General features: G+C 58.5%; 12 protein-coding genes. 10 read left to right on the top strand and 2 right to left on the bottom strand.

Features of this window, described 5'->3' with window-relative positions; translation table 11 throughout:
* The first annotated feature begins 144 nt into the window (after nucleotides 1-144).
* The 5 genes from bioF to ACYZTZ_RS25490 all read left to right on the top strand — a co-directional run bounded on the left by bioF (nucleotide 145) and on the right by ACYZTZ_RS25490 (nucleotide 3933).
* Nucleotides 145-1323, top strand: a complete 1179-nt coding sequence (bioF, locus tag ACYZTZ_RS25510) for an 8-amino-7-oxononanoate synthase (protein WP_462000039.1) — start codon at nucleotides 145-147, stop codon at nucleotides 1321-1323.
* Nucleotides 1316-2047: an alpha/beta fold hydrolase gene (locus ACYZTZ_RS25505; RefSeq protein ID WP_046052400.1), complete on the top strand. Its 732-nt coding sequence runs from the start codon at nucleotides 1316-1318 to the stop codon at nucleotides 2045-2047. Before bioF ends, ACYZTZ_RS25505 begins: the two co-directional genes overlap by 8 nt.
* On the top strand, nucleotides 2040-2852 hold the full coding sequence (bioC, locus tag ACYZTZ_RS25500; protein ID WP_462000038.1) for a malonyl-ACP O-methyltransferase BioC: 813 nt from the start codon (nucleotides 2040-2042) through the stop codon (nucleotides 2850-2852). The genes ACYZTZ_RS25505 and bioC overlap by 8 nt, the downstream gene beginning before the upstream one ends.
* Complete coding sequence (bioD, locus tag ACYZTZ_RS25495) at nucleotides 2849-3529, top strand: dethiobiotin synthase (protein ID WP_462000037.1); 681 nt, start codon at nucleotides 2849-2851, stop codon at nucleotides 3527-3529. Before bioC ends, bioD begins: the two co-directional genes overlap by 4 nt.
* Nucleotides 3530-3636: 107 nt before the next feature.
* On the top strand, nucleotides 3637-3933 hold the full coding sequence (locus ACYZTZ_RS25490) for a pyrroloquinoline quinone biosynthesis protein PqqE (protein WP_462000036.1): 297 nt from the start codon (nucleotides 3637-3639) through the stop codon (nucleotides 3931-3933).
* 50 nt (nucleotides 3934-3983) lie between these two features.
* On the opposite strand, the gene ACYZTZ_RS25485 is transcribed toward ACYZTZ_RS25490, so the two are convergent.
* Nucleotides 3984-5225, bottom strand: coding sequence for a hypothetical protein (locus ACYZTZ_RS25485; RefSeq protein WP_462000035.1), 1242 nt, complete (start codon nucleotides 5223-5225; stop codon nucleotides 3984-3986).
* 455 nt (nucleotides 5226-5680) lie between these two features.
* On the opposite strand from ACYZTZ_RS25485, the gene ACYZTZ_RS25480 reads away from it, so the two are divergent.
* From ACYZTZ_RS25480 to ACYZTZ_RS25465, 4 genes are all read left to right on the top strand, one after another.
* Nucleotides 5681-7486 carry a phenylacyl-CoA dehydrogenase gene (locus ACYZTZ_RS25480; protein WP_056741279.1) on the top strand — a complete coding sequence of 602 codons (1806 nt, stop codon included), beginning with the start codon at nucleotides 5681-5683 and terminating at the stop codon, nucleotides 7484-7486.
* A 198-nt stretch (nucleotides 7487-7684) separates the two neighbouring features.
* Entirely contained in the window at nucleotides 7685-8974 is a 1290-nt protein-coding gene (locus ACYZTZ_RS25475) for a GGDEF domain-containing protein (protein WP_462000034.1), read from the top strand.
* A gap of 90 nt (nucleotides 8975-9064) precedes the next feature.
* Nucleotides 9065-10861, top strand: coding sequence for an acyl-CoA dehydrogenase C-terminal domain-containing protein (locus tag ACYZTZ_RS25470; RefSeq protein WP_462000033.1), 1797 nt, complete (start codon nucleotides 9065-9067; stop codon nucleotides 10859-10861).
* 187 nt (nucleotides 10862-11048) lie between these two features.
* Nucleotides 11049-12827, top strand: a complete 1779-nt coding sequence (locus tag ACYZTZ_RS25465; protein WP_462000032.1) for an acyl-CoA dehydrogenase C-terminal domain-containing protein — start codon at nucleotides 11049-11051, stop codon at nucleotides 12825-12827.
* A gap of 227 nt (nucleotides 12828-13054) precedes the next feature.
* Here the strand turns inward: ACYZTZ_RS25465 and ACYZTZ_RS25460 are convergent, their stop codons facing one another.
* Nucleotides 13055-13984 (bottom strand): LysR family transcriptional regulator, encoded by a 930-nt coding sequence (locus ACYZTZ_RS25460; RefSeq protein ID WP_046045351.1) that lies wholly within the window; start codon nucleotides 13982-13984, stop codon nucleotides 13055-13057.
* 169 nt (nucleotides 13985-14153) lie between these two features.
* Here ACYZTZ_RS25460 and ACYZTZ_RS25455 point away from each other — a divergent pair, with 169 nt between their 5' ends.
* Nucleotides 14154-15437, top strand: coding sequence for an aspartate aminotransferase family protein (locus tag ACYZTZ_RS25455; RefSeq protein WP_462000031.1), 1284 nt, complete (start codon nucleotides 14154-14156; stop codon nucleotides 15435-15437).
* Nucleotides 15438-15561 lie beyond the last annotated feature (124 nt).

Genomic DNA, 15561 nt, shown 5'->3' with positions numbered 1-15561 from the left:
AACCCCTGTGGGAGCGAGCCTGCTCGCGATGGCGCCAGTTCAGTCGACTTCAATGTTGAATGAGGCACCGTCATCGCGAGCAGGCTCGCTCCCACAGGGGTAGCGATCAATTTGATTTATGTAATCTGACTGCCCGAGGTCCGCATGTCTTTCGATCTCAGCGCGCGCCTTGCTGCCCGTCGTGCCGAAAATCTCTACCGCCAACGCCCATTGCTCGAAAGCCCTCAAGGCCCGGAAGTGGTGGTCGATGGTCAGCCGTTACTGGCGTTCTGTAACAACGACTACCTGGGCCTGGCCAATCACCCGCAAGTGATCGAAGCCTGGCGCGCCGGTGCGGCCCGTTGGGGCGTCGGCGGCGGGGCGTCGCATTTGGTCATCGGCCACAGCAGCCCGCATCATGCGCTGGAAGAGGCCCTGGCCGAATTCACCGGTCGACCGCGCGCGCTGTTGTTCACCACCGGTTACATGGCCAACCTCGGCGCGGTCACCGCGCTGGTCGGGCAGGGCGATACGGTGCTGGAAGACCGGCTCAATCACGCGTCCCTGCTGGATGCGGGTCTGTTGTCCGGAGCGCGCTTCAATCGCTATCTGCACAACGACGCGGCGAGTCTGGCCAAGCGTCTCGAGAAGGCGACCGGCAATACCCTGGTGGTCACCGACGGCGTGTTCAGCATGGACGGCGACATCGCCGACCTGCCGGCGCTGGCTCGGGAGGCGAAAGCCAAAGGTGCCTGGCTGATGGTCGATGACGCTCACGGCTTTGGTCCGCTGGGCGCCACTGGTGGCGGGATCGTCGAGCATTTCGGCCTGAGCCAGGAAGACGTGCCGGTACTGGTCGGCACCCTTGGCAAGGCGTTTGGTACCGCCGGGGCTTTTGTGGCTGGCAGCGAAGAGCTGATCGAGGGCCTGATCCAGTTCGCCCGTCCCTACATTTACACCACTAGCCAGCCGCCGGCGCTGGCCTGCGCGACGCTGAAAAGCCTCGAATTGCTGCGCACCGAACACTGGCGGCGTGAGCATCTGAAGACGCTCATTGCCCAGTTCCGCCACGGTGCCGAACAAATCGGCCTGGAGTTGATGGACAGCTTCACACCGATCCAGCCGATCATGATCGGCGATGCCGGGCGTGCGGTTCGACTGTCGCAGATGCTGCGTGAACGCGGTCTGATGGTGACGGCTATCCGTCCACCGACCGTGCCCGCCGGCAGCGCCCGACTGCGGGTGACCCTGACCGCCGCGCACAGCGAGGCGCAGGTACAGCTATTGTTAAATGGACTGGCCGATTGTTTTCAACAACTGGGACCGGAGCCAAGCCATGCGTGACCGTCTGATTCTGCTGCCCGGCTGGGGCCTCGGAATTTCTCCCCTGGAGCCCTTGGCGGCAGCGTTGCAAGGACTGGATGAACACTTGCGGGTCGAGATCGAGCCGTTGCCGGAACTGGAATCAAGCGATCTTGAGGAGTGGCTCGATGAGCTGGATTCGACGTTGCCTCAGGACGCCTGGCTCGGCGGCTGGTCGCTCGGCGGCATGCTCGCTTCAGAGTTGGCGGCCCGGCGCGGCGATCGCTGCTGCGGCTTGCTGACCCTGGCGAGCAATCCTTCTTTTGTCGCCCATGAGCAATGGCCGAGCGCGATGCCTGCCGAAACCTTCGATGCGTTTCTGGCCGGTTGCAAGGCCGATCCGCGCATGACGTTGAAGCGTTTTTCGCTGCTCTGCGCTCAGGGGGCCGAAGACCCGCGCGGGTTGTCTCGGCTGTTGCTCGGTGGCGCGCCACACACTTCGGCAGAGGTATTGATGAGCGGCCTGGAGTTGCTCGCACAACTGGATACCCGCCAGGCTTTGCAGGCGTTCCGCGGTCCGCAATTGCACTTGTTCGCCGGCCTCGATGGACTGGTTCCAGCCGAAGCGGCGGGCGACCTGCTGACATTGCTGCCGGATGTTGAAATCGGTCTGATCGAGCAGGCCAGTCACGCGTTTCTTCTGGAAGACCCTCACGGTGTGGCGGGGGCGATTCAGGCCTTTTTGCATGAGTCCGGTGATGACTGATTTATCCCTTCCCAACCTGCCCGGCGGCTTGCCCGACAAACGCCAGGTGGCGGCATCTTTTTCCCGTGCGGCGGCAAGCTATGACAGCGTGGCCGAATTTCAGCGCGACGTTGGCAGTGAATTGTCGAGTCGTTTGCCTGAGGACTTTGTGCCGGGTGTGTGGCTGGATCTGGGCTGTGGCACCGGGCATTTCAGTCGTGCATTGGGCGAGCGATTTCCTGCCAGTCACGGACTGGCATTGGACATCGCCGAAGGCATGCTCAATCACGCTCGGCCATTGGGTGGCGCAACGCATTTCATCGCCGGCGATGCCGAGCGGTTGCCGTTGCAGGATTCGACCTGCGATTTGATCTTCTCTAGCCTGGCAGTGCAGTGGTGTGCGGACTTCGCTTCGGTGCTCAGTGAAGCCAATCGCGTATTGAAACCTGGCGGAATTTTCGCGTTTGCTAGTCTGTGCGTGGGCACACTGTTAGAGCTGCGTGACAGCTGGCGTCAGGTGGATGGCATGGTGCACGTCAACCGCTTCCGCGAGTTCGGGGTTTATCAACAGCTTTGCGCGGACAGTGGGTTGAGCGTCGCGAGTCTGGAAACCCGACCGCACGTGTTGCATTACCCGGATGTGCGTAGCCTGACCCATGAGCTGAAGGCGCTGGGCGCACACAACCTGAACCCCGGTCGGCCGGGCGGTTTGACCGGCAGGGCGCGGATCCTCGGTTTGATCGAGGCTTATGAGCGGTTTCGTCAGGCCAAAGGATTGCCGGCGACTTATCAAGTGGTCTACGCCGTGTTGGAGAAACCCTTATGAGCGCAGCCTATTTCATCACCGGTACTGACACCGATGTCGGCAAGACCACCATTGCCGCAGCTTTGCTGCATGCCGCGCGGTCGGCCGGTTTGAGCACGGCGGCGGGCAAACCGGTCGCCTCCGGTTGCGATGTGACGCCCAAGGGCTTGCGCAATGCCGATGCGTTGGCGTTGCTGGCGGAGTGCTCAGTGCCTTTGACTTATGCACAGGTCAACCCTATGGCGTTCGAACCGCCGATCGCACCGCATCTGGCTGCGCGGGAGGCCGGCGTGGCATTGACGGTGCAATCACTGTTGACGCCCATGCTGGAGATTCTCGATATGCAAGCGGACTTCACCTTGATCGAAGGTGCTGGAGGCTGGCGGGTGCCTTTGGCAGATCAGGACAATCTGTCGGACCTGGCGATGGCGCTGGATCTGCCGGTGATCCTGGTGGTGGGTGTGCGCCTGGGTTGCATCAACCATGCGCTGCTGACGGCCGAGGCGATTGCTCAGGACGGTTTGCAGTTGGCGGGGTGGGTGGCCAATATCATCGATCCAAAGACTTCGCGCCTGGAAGAAAACCTCGCGACACTCGCTGAGCGGATCCCCGCTCCGTGTCTTGGGCGAGTGCCGAAACTCAAGTTGGTGACGGCTGAAGCGGTGGCGGAGTATCTGCAGCTGGATCTGCTGGACTAGGGTTTTAACTATGACAAGGCACTGTGCCATTAGTGTTTTTGTCGGGTCTTTTGTCAGTGGGTCTGCTTCAATGACTGCTGTTGATCCTTTGTAGGACGAGTTCTCCCATGGAAATCTCAGGAAACACCGCTTTTTATGCCGGTCTGAGCACTATTCAGACAGGGCAGAACCGTGTCGATCAAGCCTCTGGCCAGATCGCCAACACGACGATCGAGCGTTCGGTCACCAGCCAGTCTTCCGAGGCTCAAGTCGACCGACTGCGCTCGGTTGATCGCAGCCGGCAATCAGACTTGGCCAGCAATATGGTTGACATGTCTCAAGGCAAGATCCAGGCAGAACTGGGCGTCAAAGTCGCCAAGGCTTCTGACGAAATGCTCGGTACGTTGATTGATACTTTCGCGTAACCCATGTTCCGTGCCACAGGCGCGGGCACTGAAGATAGTAGGCGAATCAATTACTGCCCAAGCAGCCCCACAACGTAGGAATAGCGAAATTCACGGGCGGTGTTTGTTTCGCCAGCCGAGATAATTCTGTTTGTGCGGGGCTGTATCGCAACGTCCCAACACAGACCGTCAGATACAATTGCCCAGCCTTTTTCCTTGAAGCTTGAATCGAGTGTGCCGTTTTGCAGGAAGCGCCCCATGATCAGAAGCTTGCCGTTATCGTCCGTGTCTGTTGAGCCAGCAACGACAATCTTGCCATCGGGTTGAATCGCAACGGTGTTCCATTCGGGATGCTTTAGCCCCTCGTGAATCAGCACTGGCTTACCGTCATTGAACTGCGGATCAAGGTTCCCGTGGGTGTCAAATCGCATCAACAGGCAACTGCGCTGGAGGCCTGTCGTGTAACCGGCGCAAACCAATTTCCCGTCACTCTGAACAACCATTTGTTCCAGGATGCAATTGTGATTGGCGATTCCCCACTTTGCATAACCTTCTATTCCAAAACCAAGGTCTGGAACACCGTCGGCGCTATAGCGGGACAGCGTTATTTGCAGATCACCTTGACCCACGATCATTCCGCCTACAACGATCTTGCCATCCGGTTGAAGCTGAACACTCGATGAGTGAGTGGTGAAGTTACCGAATCGCAGGTCGATGAAGCCTGCCCCTTCGCCGAAGGTTGGGTCCAATTGGCCGTCACTTTGTAAGCGGGCAAGGCGGCTAATGACATCGAGGGAATTGTTGGGAGGCAGTTGATAACAGCAAGTGACGAGGATTTTGTCTGCTTGCAGGCAGCCGTCAGTCATGCGGCGAGGTCGCGCGGGAGCTACAGCGCCTTCAGGAGTAATACCGAGGATTTGATGACCGAAAACCAGGTCCGGGCTGCCACTGGCATTGAAGCGTGTTACGGCGGGTCGGCTCACGCCATTGGTGATCGAGTCGCCAATAAGTACCGTTTTCCCGTCATCCTTTTGCCATAGCAATCGAGTGGGTATCGACGTTCCGGCGTTTTCGAATTTTCCTCGGGTGGGCGTGAAACCTTCAATACCGAAACCGTCAGCACTGGCACGGGTAAAGAGATACTCCCCGTCTACCGAGATTGCCAGATTGAGCTCTCCGTCAGAAGTCACTGCCAGTGCGCGGGCGCTGCTGGGAATTTTGCCTTCAGGTGTGAATCCACCGCTGTTTTTACCGAACGTTGGATCGTGCTCACCCGCCTGCGTTGCTTGTGGCTGATTGATAGAACTGTTCATGTCTGTTCCGTGGGGGCTGTGAATAAGTCGTCTGTCTGCTGCTCGCCGAGCAGGTCTTAAACACAATGAAAACCTATTAAAAGAAGATAGATAACTGTCATAAATGACAGGTATTTGTGGCCTTTGTGGCCATAGTATTGTCCTCCCGGGCCAGATGTTTCTTCTGGTGGGTATAGGCGCAGTGATGGGATGTTTTTCCTGACTCGAACTCTTCTTGCGTCCCGGCTCCCTTCGTCTGACCCGATTTTCATTTGTCAGAGATATCGGGCGGCGCAGAATCAGCGCGGATCTACGATGAGCTCTAAATGTTGCTTTACTAAGGATGATGACAAACGGCAAAAGATCGGTGCTTGACAAGATTTGGGCGTAAACGTATGTTTCAAACAACTGTTTGACCGCCACAACAAATCAACGCGGTCGTTCATTCCCGGTTACATCAGCAGAGGTTTATCGCTATGCCTGACTACAAGGCCCCCTTGCGTGATATTCGCTTCGTTCGTGACGAACTGCTCGGCTACGAAGCGCACTATCAGAGCCTTCCGGCTTGCCAGGACGCAACTCCAGACATGGTTGACGCCATTCTCGAAGAAGGCGCCAAGTTTTGTGAGCAGGTGCTGGCTCCGCTGAACCGCGTGGGTGACACCGAAGGCTGCACCTGGAGCGAGTCCGGCGTTAAAACCCCGACGGGCTTCAAAGAAGCCTACAAACAATTCGTCGAAGGCGGCTGGCCAAGCCTGGCCCATGACGTAGAGCACGGCGGCCAAGGCCTGCCGGAATCTCTGGGTCTGGCCGTCAGCGAAATGGTTGGCGAAGCCAACTGGTCGTGGGGCATGTACCCAGGCCTGTCCCATGGCGCGATGAACACTATTTCCGAGCACGGCACGCCTGAGCAGCAAGAGGCTTACCTGACCAAGCTGGTTTCCGGCGAATGGACCGGCACCATGTGCCTGACCGAACCGCACTGCGGCACCGACCTGGGCATGCTGCGCACCAAGGCCGAACCTCAGGCCGACGGTTCCTACAAAGTCTCCGGCACCAAGATCTTCATCTCGGCCGGTGAACACGACATGGCCGACAACATCGTCCACATCGTGCTGGCACGTCTGCCGGATGCACCGGCTGGCACCAAAGGCATTTCGCTGTTCATCGTTCCCAAGTTCATGCCGAACGAAGACGGTTCGGTCGGCGCACGCAACGCTGTGACCTGTGGTTCCCTGGAACACAAGATGGGCATCCACGGTAACGCCACCTGCGTGATGAACTTCGACGCAGCCACTGGTTTCCTGATCGGTCCGGCGAACAAAGGCCTGAACTGCATGTTCACCTTCATGAACACCGCACGTCTGGGCACCGCGCTGCAAGGTCTGGCTCACGCCGAAATCGGTTTCCAGGGCGGCTTGAAATACGCTCGTGATCGTCTGCAAATGCGCTCCCTGACTGGCCCGAAAGCGCCGGAAAAAGCGGCTGACCCGATCATCGTTCACCCTGACGTACGTCGCATGCTGTTGACCATGAAGGCTTTCGCCGAAGGCAACCGTGCGATGGTTTACTTCACCGCCAAGCAAGTCGACATCGTTAAATACGGCGTGGACGAAGAAGAGAAGAAGAAAGCCGACGCACTGCTGGCCTTCATGACTCCGATCGCTAAGGCCTTCATGACTGAAGTCGGTTTCGAATCCGCTAACCACGGCGTGCAAATCTACGGCGGCCACGGCTTCATCGCCGAGTGGGGCATGGAGCAGAACGTTCGCGACAGCCGTATTTCGATGCTGTACGAAGGCACCACCGGTATCCAGGCACTCGACTTGCTGGGCCGTAAAGTGCTGATGACTCAAGGCGAGGCCCTGAAAGGCTTCACCAAGATCGTCCACAAGTTCTGCCAGACCAACGAAGGCAACGAAGCGGTCAAAGAGTTCGTCGAGCCATTGGCTGCGCTGAACAAAGAATGGGGCGAGCTGACCATGAAGGTCGGTATGGCTGCCATGAAAGACCGCGAAGAAGTCGGCGCGGCGTCGGTGGATTACCTGATGTACTCCGGTTACGCCTGCCTGGCTTACTTCTGGGCTGACATGGCGCGTCTGGCTGCCGAGAAACTGGCTGCCGGCACCACCGAAACGGCGTTCTACACCGCCAAGCTACAGACTGCGCGCTTCTACTTCCAGCGCATCCTGCCGCGTACCCGTACTCACGTTGTAACCATGCTGTCGGGCGCTAACAACCTGATGGACATGAAAGAAGAAGACTTCGCGCTGGGTTACTAAGTCCTACGCTGTCGCTTCATAAAGCCGCTGCTTCCTCGGGAGCAGCGGCTTTTTTGTGCGCGATATCTACGCGTAAATATTCCTGACTAAAACGCTAAGAAGAATGACTTTGCTGCCGTTAAAGAGGGTGGCGATGTGACATGTCGCTCGAAGAGCAGGCACAATGCCATCTTTGTTTGCCGGGTCGGAGCTTTACCCTTGCCGCGTTCTTCCGCTGTACGTTTCAGCCATTTCCTGCCGTCATTACTGCTTTTACTCGCGGGGCTTGCGGCTGCGTACGTGAAGGATCTGAACGTCTTTTTCACCTCGCTGTTCAACGTACTGCCAACCCTGGTGTTGTTGCTCGGCGGTGCTTACTGCGCGGTTTACCGACGTCAGCGTGAGCTGTTTCTGATGGTCACGGTGTACATCGCCTACTTCCTGCTCGACACCCAGACCGACTATTACCGCGACAACGGCAAGGTTCGTGAAGACGCCGCAGTGGTCTTCCATCTGTGTTGCCTGTTGCTGCCGTTGCTCTATGGCTTGTTCGCCGGCTGGCAGGAGCGCACCCACCTGTTCCAGGACATGGTGGCGCGCTTCGCTGTATTGCTGGCCTTCGGTAGCGTGGCGTTGGGGCTGGAACAAAGTTACCCGCAGGCGCTGTTGATGTGGCTGTCGGAGATCCGCTGGCCAGCGTTGCATGGCGCCTGGATGAGTCTGATCCAGTTGTCTTATCCAGTGTTTTTCGCCTCGTTTGCGTTACTGGCCTGGCAATACTGGCGCAACCCGAGACCCTTGCATGCTGCCCAATTGGTGGGTTTGCTTGGGTTGTTCTGGATGTTGCCGAAAACCTTCATCCTGCCGTTCACCCTGAACATCATGTGCAGTCAGGTGATGTTGATGATTGCCGCAGCGGTCGCCCATGAGGCCTATCAAATGGCCTTCCGCGACGAGCTTACCGGCCTGCCGGGGCGCCGCGCCTTGAACGAGCGGATGCAGCGATTGGGGCGCAATTACGTGCTGGCGATGAGCGACGTCGATCACTTCAAGAAATTCAATGACACCCACGGTCACGATGTCGGCGATCAGGTATTGCGACTTGTCGCCAGCAAGCTGTCGAAAATCGGCGGAGGCGGTAGGGCGTATCGCTACGGCGGTGAGGAATTCGCCCTGGTGTTCGCAGGCAAGACCCTCGAAGAGTGCATGCCGCACCTGGAAGTCATCCGCGAGTCCATCGCCACCTACAACATTCAACTGCGCAATCAGGACAGCCGTCCTCAGGACGACCAGCAAGGTCGTCAACGTCGCGCAGGCTCGGGCGCCTCAAGTGTGTCGGTCACCGTCAGCATTGGCGTGGCCGAACGACTGGAGCAGCGCACCCCCGAGAAAGTGCTCAAGTCCGCTGACGAGGCGCTCTACAGTGCCAAGGGCGCGGGGCGCAACTGTGTGGTGGCATTCGGTCAGAACCGTCGTGGTGCGGTGCGCATGGATGCCGCTACTGATTGAGTGATGATGGCGCATTCAGCGTCTGGACTGTGATTGTGAGGCCGGGTGCGCGGCAGTAGGTTTGGGGAATCTGCTGCCGGAGAAATGACCATGCCTGAGTACAAAGCTCCCCTGCGCGACATGCGCTTTTTGATCGACCACGTCTTCGATTTTCACAGCAACTACGCCGCGCTGGGCGCCACCGATGCCAGCCCGGACATGGTCAATGCGATCCTCGAAGAAGGTGCAAAGTTCTGTGAGAACGTTCTCGCACCGCTGAACCGAAGCGGCGACGAAGAAGGCTGCCATTTCGACAATGGCGTGGTGACTACGCCTACAGGCTTCAAGCAGGCCTTCGCACAATATGTTGAAGGTGGCTGGCATGGTCTGGCGGCTGATCCGGTTTACGGTGGCCAGGGTTTGCCGAGTTCACTGGGGCTGGTGATCAGCGAAATGGTCGGCTCCAGTAACACCTCCTGGGGCATGTACCCCGGTCTGACTCACGGTGCAATGTCGGCGATCCACGCCCATGGCACTGAAGCACAGAAACAGACTTACCTGAGCAAACTCACCGCCGGCCAATGGACCGGCACCATGTGCCTGACCGAAGCTCATTGCGGCACTGACCTGGGCATCATCAAAACCCGCGCCGTGCCTGCGGCTGACGGCAGCTATGCGATCTCCGGCAGCAAGATCTTCATCTCTGCCGGCGAGCACGACATGAGTGAAAACATCATTCATCTGGTGCTTGCCAAACTGCCGGATGCTCCGGCAGGCACCAAGGGCATTTCGCTGTTTATCGTTCCTAAATTCCTACCCAACGACGAAGGTGAGGCGGGCGAGCGCAACGGCGTTTCCTGTGGCTCGATCGAACACAAAATGGGCATCAAGGCCTCGGCTACCTGCGTGCTGAACTTCGACGACGCCAAGGGCTTCTTGATCGGTGAGCCGAACAAGGGCCTGAACTGCATGTTCACCATGATGAACCATGCACGACTGGGCACCGGCATGCAGGGCTTGTGTCTGGGGGAGGCGAGCTTTCAGGGCGCGATCAAATACGCCAACGACCGACTGCAGATGCGAGCGCTGACCGGCCCGAAAGCGCCGGAAAAAGCTGCCGATCCGATCATTGTTCATCCTGATGTGCGCAGGATGTTGCTGACGATGAAAGCCTTCAACGAAGGCAATCGGGCGCTGACCTATTTCACCGCGCAGTTGCTGGACGTGGCGCATCTGAGCCCGGATGTGACGGCGCGTCAGGATGCCGAAGACCTGCTGGCGTTCCTCACACCAATCTGCAAAGCCTTCATGACCGATACCGGACTGGAAGTGACCAACCACGGCATGCAGGTGTTCGGTGGTCACGGTTTTATCCGCGAGTGGGGCATGGAGCAGCTGGTACGCGACTGCCGGATCGCACCGATCTACGAAGGCACCAACGGCATTCAGGCGCTGGACTTGCTTGGCAGAAAAGTCCTCGGCAGCCAAGGCAAATTGCTGCGCGGGTTCACCAAAATCGTTCACAAGTTCTGTGCGGCAAACGCCGGACATCCGCAACTCGCCAGCTACGTGGCGCAGCTCAACGACCTGAATCAGCAGTGGGGAGAGGTGACCACCAGGGTCGGCATGGCCGCGATGAAAAATCCGGATGAAGTCGGCGCGGCGTCGGTGGATTACCTGATGTACAGCGGTTACATCATCCTCGGCTATCTCTGGCTGCGCATGGCGTTGGTCGCTCAGGCGCAGCTCGATTCGGGCAGTGGCGATGCTGATTACTGCCAGGCAAAACTGGCGACCAGCGAGTTTTACTTCAAGCGTTTGCTGCCACGCACGGCGGCTCATCGGGCGGCCATAGAGGCGGGCAGCGATTGTCTGATGAGCCTGCCTGCGGAGTTATTCGCACTATAGTGTTTCAAGCCGAGGTAAAAGAGCCCGCCTGGTTGCGGGCTTCTTTAATGGTTCGCTTTTCAGTGACTAAAAATAACAAAACGGTCATGAGCTGACCCTATGTGTCGTAAAAGTTGTTGGGTTACACTCGAACCCAACGAAAGCACCACTCCTACGAATCACCTGTTTAGATCTTGCGAGGTTTGCCATGGCTGACTACAAAGCGCCCCTGCGCGATATGCGCTTCGTCCTCAATGAAGTGTTCGAGGTCGCCAAACTCTGGGCCGAGCTGCCTGCGCTGGCCGAGACTGTCGATGCTGAAACGGTCGAAGCCATTCTCGAAGAAGCCGGCAAGGTCACCAGCAAAAGTATCGCGCCCCTGAGCCGTGCGGCAGACGAAGAAGGATGTCATTGGGCGGACGGTGCCGTCACCACGCCGGCAGGTTTCCCACAGGCTTATCAGACTTACGCTGAAGGCGGTTGGGTTGGTGTCGGTGGCGATCCGACCTACGGCGGCATGGGCATGCCCAAGGCTGTTTCGGCGCAGGTCGAAGAAATGGTCAACTCCGCCAGCCTGTCGTTCGGTCTGTACCCGATGCTGACCGCGGGCGCCTGCCTGTCGATCAACGCCCACGCCAGCGAAGCGCTGAAAGCCGCGTACCTGCCGAACATGTACGCGGGCGTTTGGGCCGGCTCCATGTGCCTGACCGAGCCACACGCCGGTACTGACCTGGGGATCATCCGCACCAAGGCAGATCCTCAGGCTGACGGTTCCTACAAAGTCAGCGGCACCAAGATCTTCATCACCGGCGGTGAGCACGACCTGACCGAGAACATCATTCATTTGGTACTGGCCAAACTGCCAGACGCACCGGCGGGGCCCAAAGGCATTTCGTTGTTCCTGGTGCCCAAGTTCATGGTCAATGCCGATGGCAGCCTGGGCGCACGCAACCCGGCGACCTGCGGTTCGATCGAACACAAGATGGGCATCCAGGCCTCCGCGACCTGCGTGATGAACTTCGACGAGGCGGTGGGTTATCTGGTCGGCGAGCCGAACAAAGGCCTGGCCGCGATGTTCACCATGATGAACTACGAACGCCTGGGCGTCGGTATCCAGGGCCTGGCCAGTGGCGAGCGTTCGTACCAGAACGCCGTCGAATACGCCCGTGACCGTCTGCAAAGCCGTTCGCCGACTGGCGCGCAGAACAAGGACAAGGTCGCTGACCCGATCATCGTCCACCCGGACGTGCGTCGCATGCTGCTGACCATGAAAGCCTCGAACGAAGGCGGTCGTGCCTTCTCGACCTACGTGGCCATGCAGCTGGACACCGCCAAGTTCAGCGAAGACGCCACGACCCGCAAACGCGCGGAAGATTTGGTGGCCTTGCTGACCCCGGTGGCCAAGGCGTTCCTGACCGACCTGGGTCTGGAAACCACGATTCACGGCCAGCAGGTTTTCGGCGGCCACGGTTACATCCGTGAGTGGGGCCAGGAGCAACTGGTTCGCGACGTGCGCATCACCCAGATCTACGAAGGCACCAACGGCATTCAGGCGCTGGACCTGGTAGGACGCAAGATCGTCGGCACCGGCGGGGCGTTCTACAACCTGTTTGCCGACGAGATCCGTCATTTCACCGCGACTGCCAGTGCTGATCTGGCCGAGTTCACCAAGCCGCTGAACGATGCGGTAACTACCCTCGACGAACTGACCGCGTGGCTGCTCGATCGGGCGAAAAGCAACCCGAACGAAATCGGCGCTGCCTCGGTCGAGTATCTGCAAGCATTCGGTTACGTGTCGTATGCGTACATGTGGGCACTGATGGCCAAGGCCGCTTTTGGCAAAGAGGCGCAGGACGATTTCTACGCGAGCAAGTTGGGCACGGCGCGCTTCTATTTCGCACGCCTTCTGCCGCGTATTCACTCGTTGAGCGCGTCGGTGAAGGCCGGTAGCGAGTCGTTGTTCCTGCTGGATGCAGGGCAGTTCTGACAATGTAACGTCATGTAAGCATTCTCTTACATGACGTGCTGCTCTTCTCCCATAGATGAAGATTGGATCCACAGCTAATCTACTTCACATGGACGTCGCGCAGGAAGCGCAAAGCAACAACACGGACACGTAGGATTCTGCCAGGACGGCGGAGTGAAATGGATGTCAGGGAAACAGTCTGCAAAGCCCCGCTTCGGCGGGGTTTTCTTTTGCCTGCAGAAAAGTGCTCAGCTCATTTCATCCCGCGTTGCCGGGCTGCTCAAACGCCCCTCCGAGCCATTCATCACTTCTTCCAGCAACGTACGCAATAAGGCCAGCGAGGCCTGTTGTCGCTGCACATCCCGACACACCAAACCAACTTTCAGCGGCACCCTCGGCTCGCTCAATGGTTTCCACAACAGTTCCTTGTTGCCGTGTGCCTGTTGTGAGCGTCCGGGCAACACCGTCGCCAGTCGCGTGTGCGGCAAACTGTCGAGAATCCCCGCCATGTTGTTCAGTTCTGCCTGTACCTGCGGACGTCGTCCCAGGTTGGCCAATTGCGCCTGCCAGATCTGCCGCACTTGAAACTCTTCACCCAGCAGCAACATCGGCAATTCGGCGGCCTGACTCATGGACACTTTCTTGAATTCCCGCAACGGGTGATCCGCCGGGATGACCAGGGTCAGCTCGTCTTCGTACAGCATCACGCCGTGCAACCCCGGCTGACGAGGCGGCAGATAGCTGATGCCAATGTCCAGAGAGCCGTTGAGCAAGCGCCGCTCGATTTCCAGCCCCGTCAGTTCATAGATCTGCACCACCAAATGCGGCTGCGCCTTGCGCACGCGTTCGAGCATCTGCGGCACCAGGCTGGTATGGACGGTCTGCAATACACCGATCGCCAACGTGCGCAGCGCTTGACCCTTGAAGTTGCCCAAGGCTTCCCGTGCCCGCTGCAATCCATCCAGCAAGGGCAGGGCATGGTTGTACAAAGTATGAGCAGCCAGGGTGGGCAGCAGACGTTTGCTGCTGCGTTCGAACAGGCTCACATCGAGGTTTTGCTCGAGGTGGCGGATCTGCTGGGACAGCGCCGGTTGGGAGATTGAAAGCCGCTCGGCAGCCCGGCCCACATGACCTTCTTCGTAGACCGCGACGAAATAACGCAGTTGCTTGAAATCCATAAGGAATGCTTATCGAAAATGCTGGGAAATCGAAATGGCTCAAGGCCTTGGCTGAGCCTAGTCTAACCGCATTCACAAGGCTTACAGGGCCACAGAGCGCGATGAATACCGTTTCCTTCGAGGGTGTTTACATAGGTAAGGCAAAAAACCTCGTACGAGGTTTGATCAGATGAACTTGTTCAGCTTGCGGCGCAATCCTCCGAGTCTTGATGACCTGGCCGTGGACGGCTTCTTGCCGTCCCAAGGCGACAATATTTCCAGCGAGTGCCTGATGCCCAGTGTCGAGCGACCGAAACAGATATTCGTGCGCGGCCAGGGCTCATGGTTGTGGGACAGCGATGACCGCGCTTATCTGGATTTCTCACAGGGTGGCGGGGCCAATAGCCTCGGACACAGTCCTTCGGTTCTGGTCAACGCCATCGCGGCGCAGGCTCAGTCGCTGATTAATCCCGGTTTCGGCCTGCATAACCGCGGCATGCTCAATCTTGCTGAGCGCCTATGCTCCAGCACCGGCAGTGATCAGGCGTATCTGCTCAACAGTGGCAGCGAAGCCTGTGAAGCGGCGATCAAACTGGCGCGCAAATGGGGTCAACGGCATCGCGGCGGGGCTTCGCGGATCATCGTTGCCAACAACGGCTGCCATGGTCGTAGTCTGGGGACGATTTCGGCGTCGGACAGTTCGAATCTGACTAACCGATTCGAGCCGCTCCTTCCGGGCTTCAGTCACGTGCCGTTCAATGATCTTCCGGCCTTGCATGCAGCCGTCGACGCCCAGACCGTGGCGATCATGCTCGAACCGATCCAGAGCGAAGCCGGGGTGATACCGGCCACCGAGCATTACCTAAAAGGGGTCGAGCGCCTGTGCCGTGAGCTGGGCATTCTGCTGATCTTTGACGAAGTGCAAACCGGTATCGGCCGTTGCGGCACTTTGCTCGCCGAACATTCCTACGGCGTGCGGGCAGATATCGTTGTTCTCGGCAAAGGGCTGGGTGGTGGCGTGCCATTGGCAGCGTTGCTGGCGCGGGGTAAAGCCTGCTGTTTCGACGTCGGTGAAGTGACAGGAACTCATCATGGCAATGCGCTGATGACGGCGGCCGGTCTTGCCGTCCTCGACAGCGTGCAGGACAAGGGATTTCTCGATCATGTCGGGGAAACCGGTCAGCACCAGAGCGAAGGTCTGCAGCGTTTATCCCATCGCTATGGTCACGGCGAGTTACGCGGGAAAGGACTGTTCTGGGGTCTTACCTTGTCCGACGAATCGGCTGATGCCGTCGTCAAAGCGGCGCTGTACGAAGGCTTGCTGCTCAACGCTCCGCAGCCTGACTGCCTGCGCTTTACTCCGGCCCTGACCGTCAGCAAAGCCAACATCGACGAAATGCTCCTGCGCCTGGCCCGCGCCTTCTCCCGCGTGCGCACTGCGCAACTGCAGTGCCGCAAAGGGATTGCCGTCTAATCAGACCCGCCCTACACGAATTCCCGAACCGTCTCGCGGTATAACGCATCGCCCCATGCCTGATTCTTTTGGCGTGGGGCGTTTTTTTGTCTCTGCATTTTGCCAAATGCATTTCAGTGCTTGA

This window comes from Pseudomonas sp. LB3P58, from assembly GCF_054897895.1.
This window is presented reverse-complemented; position numbering and strand designations above follow the sequence as displayed.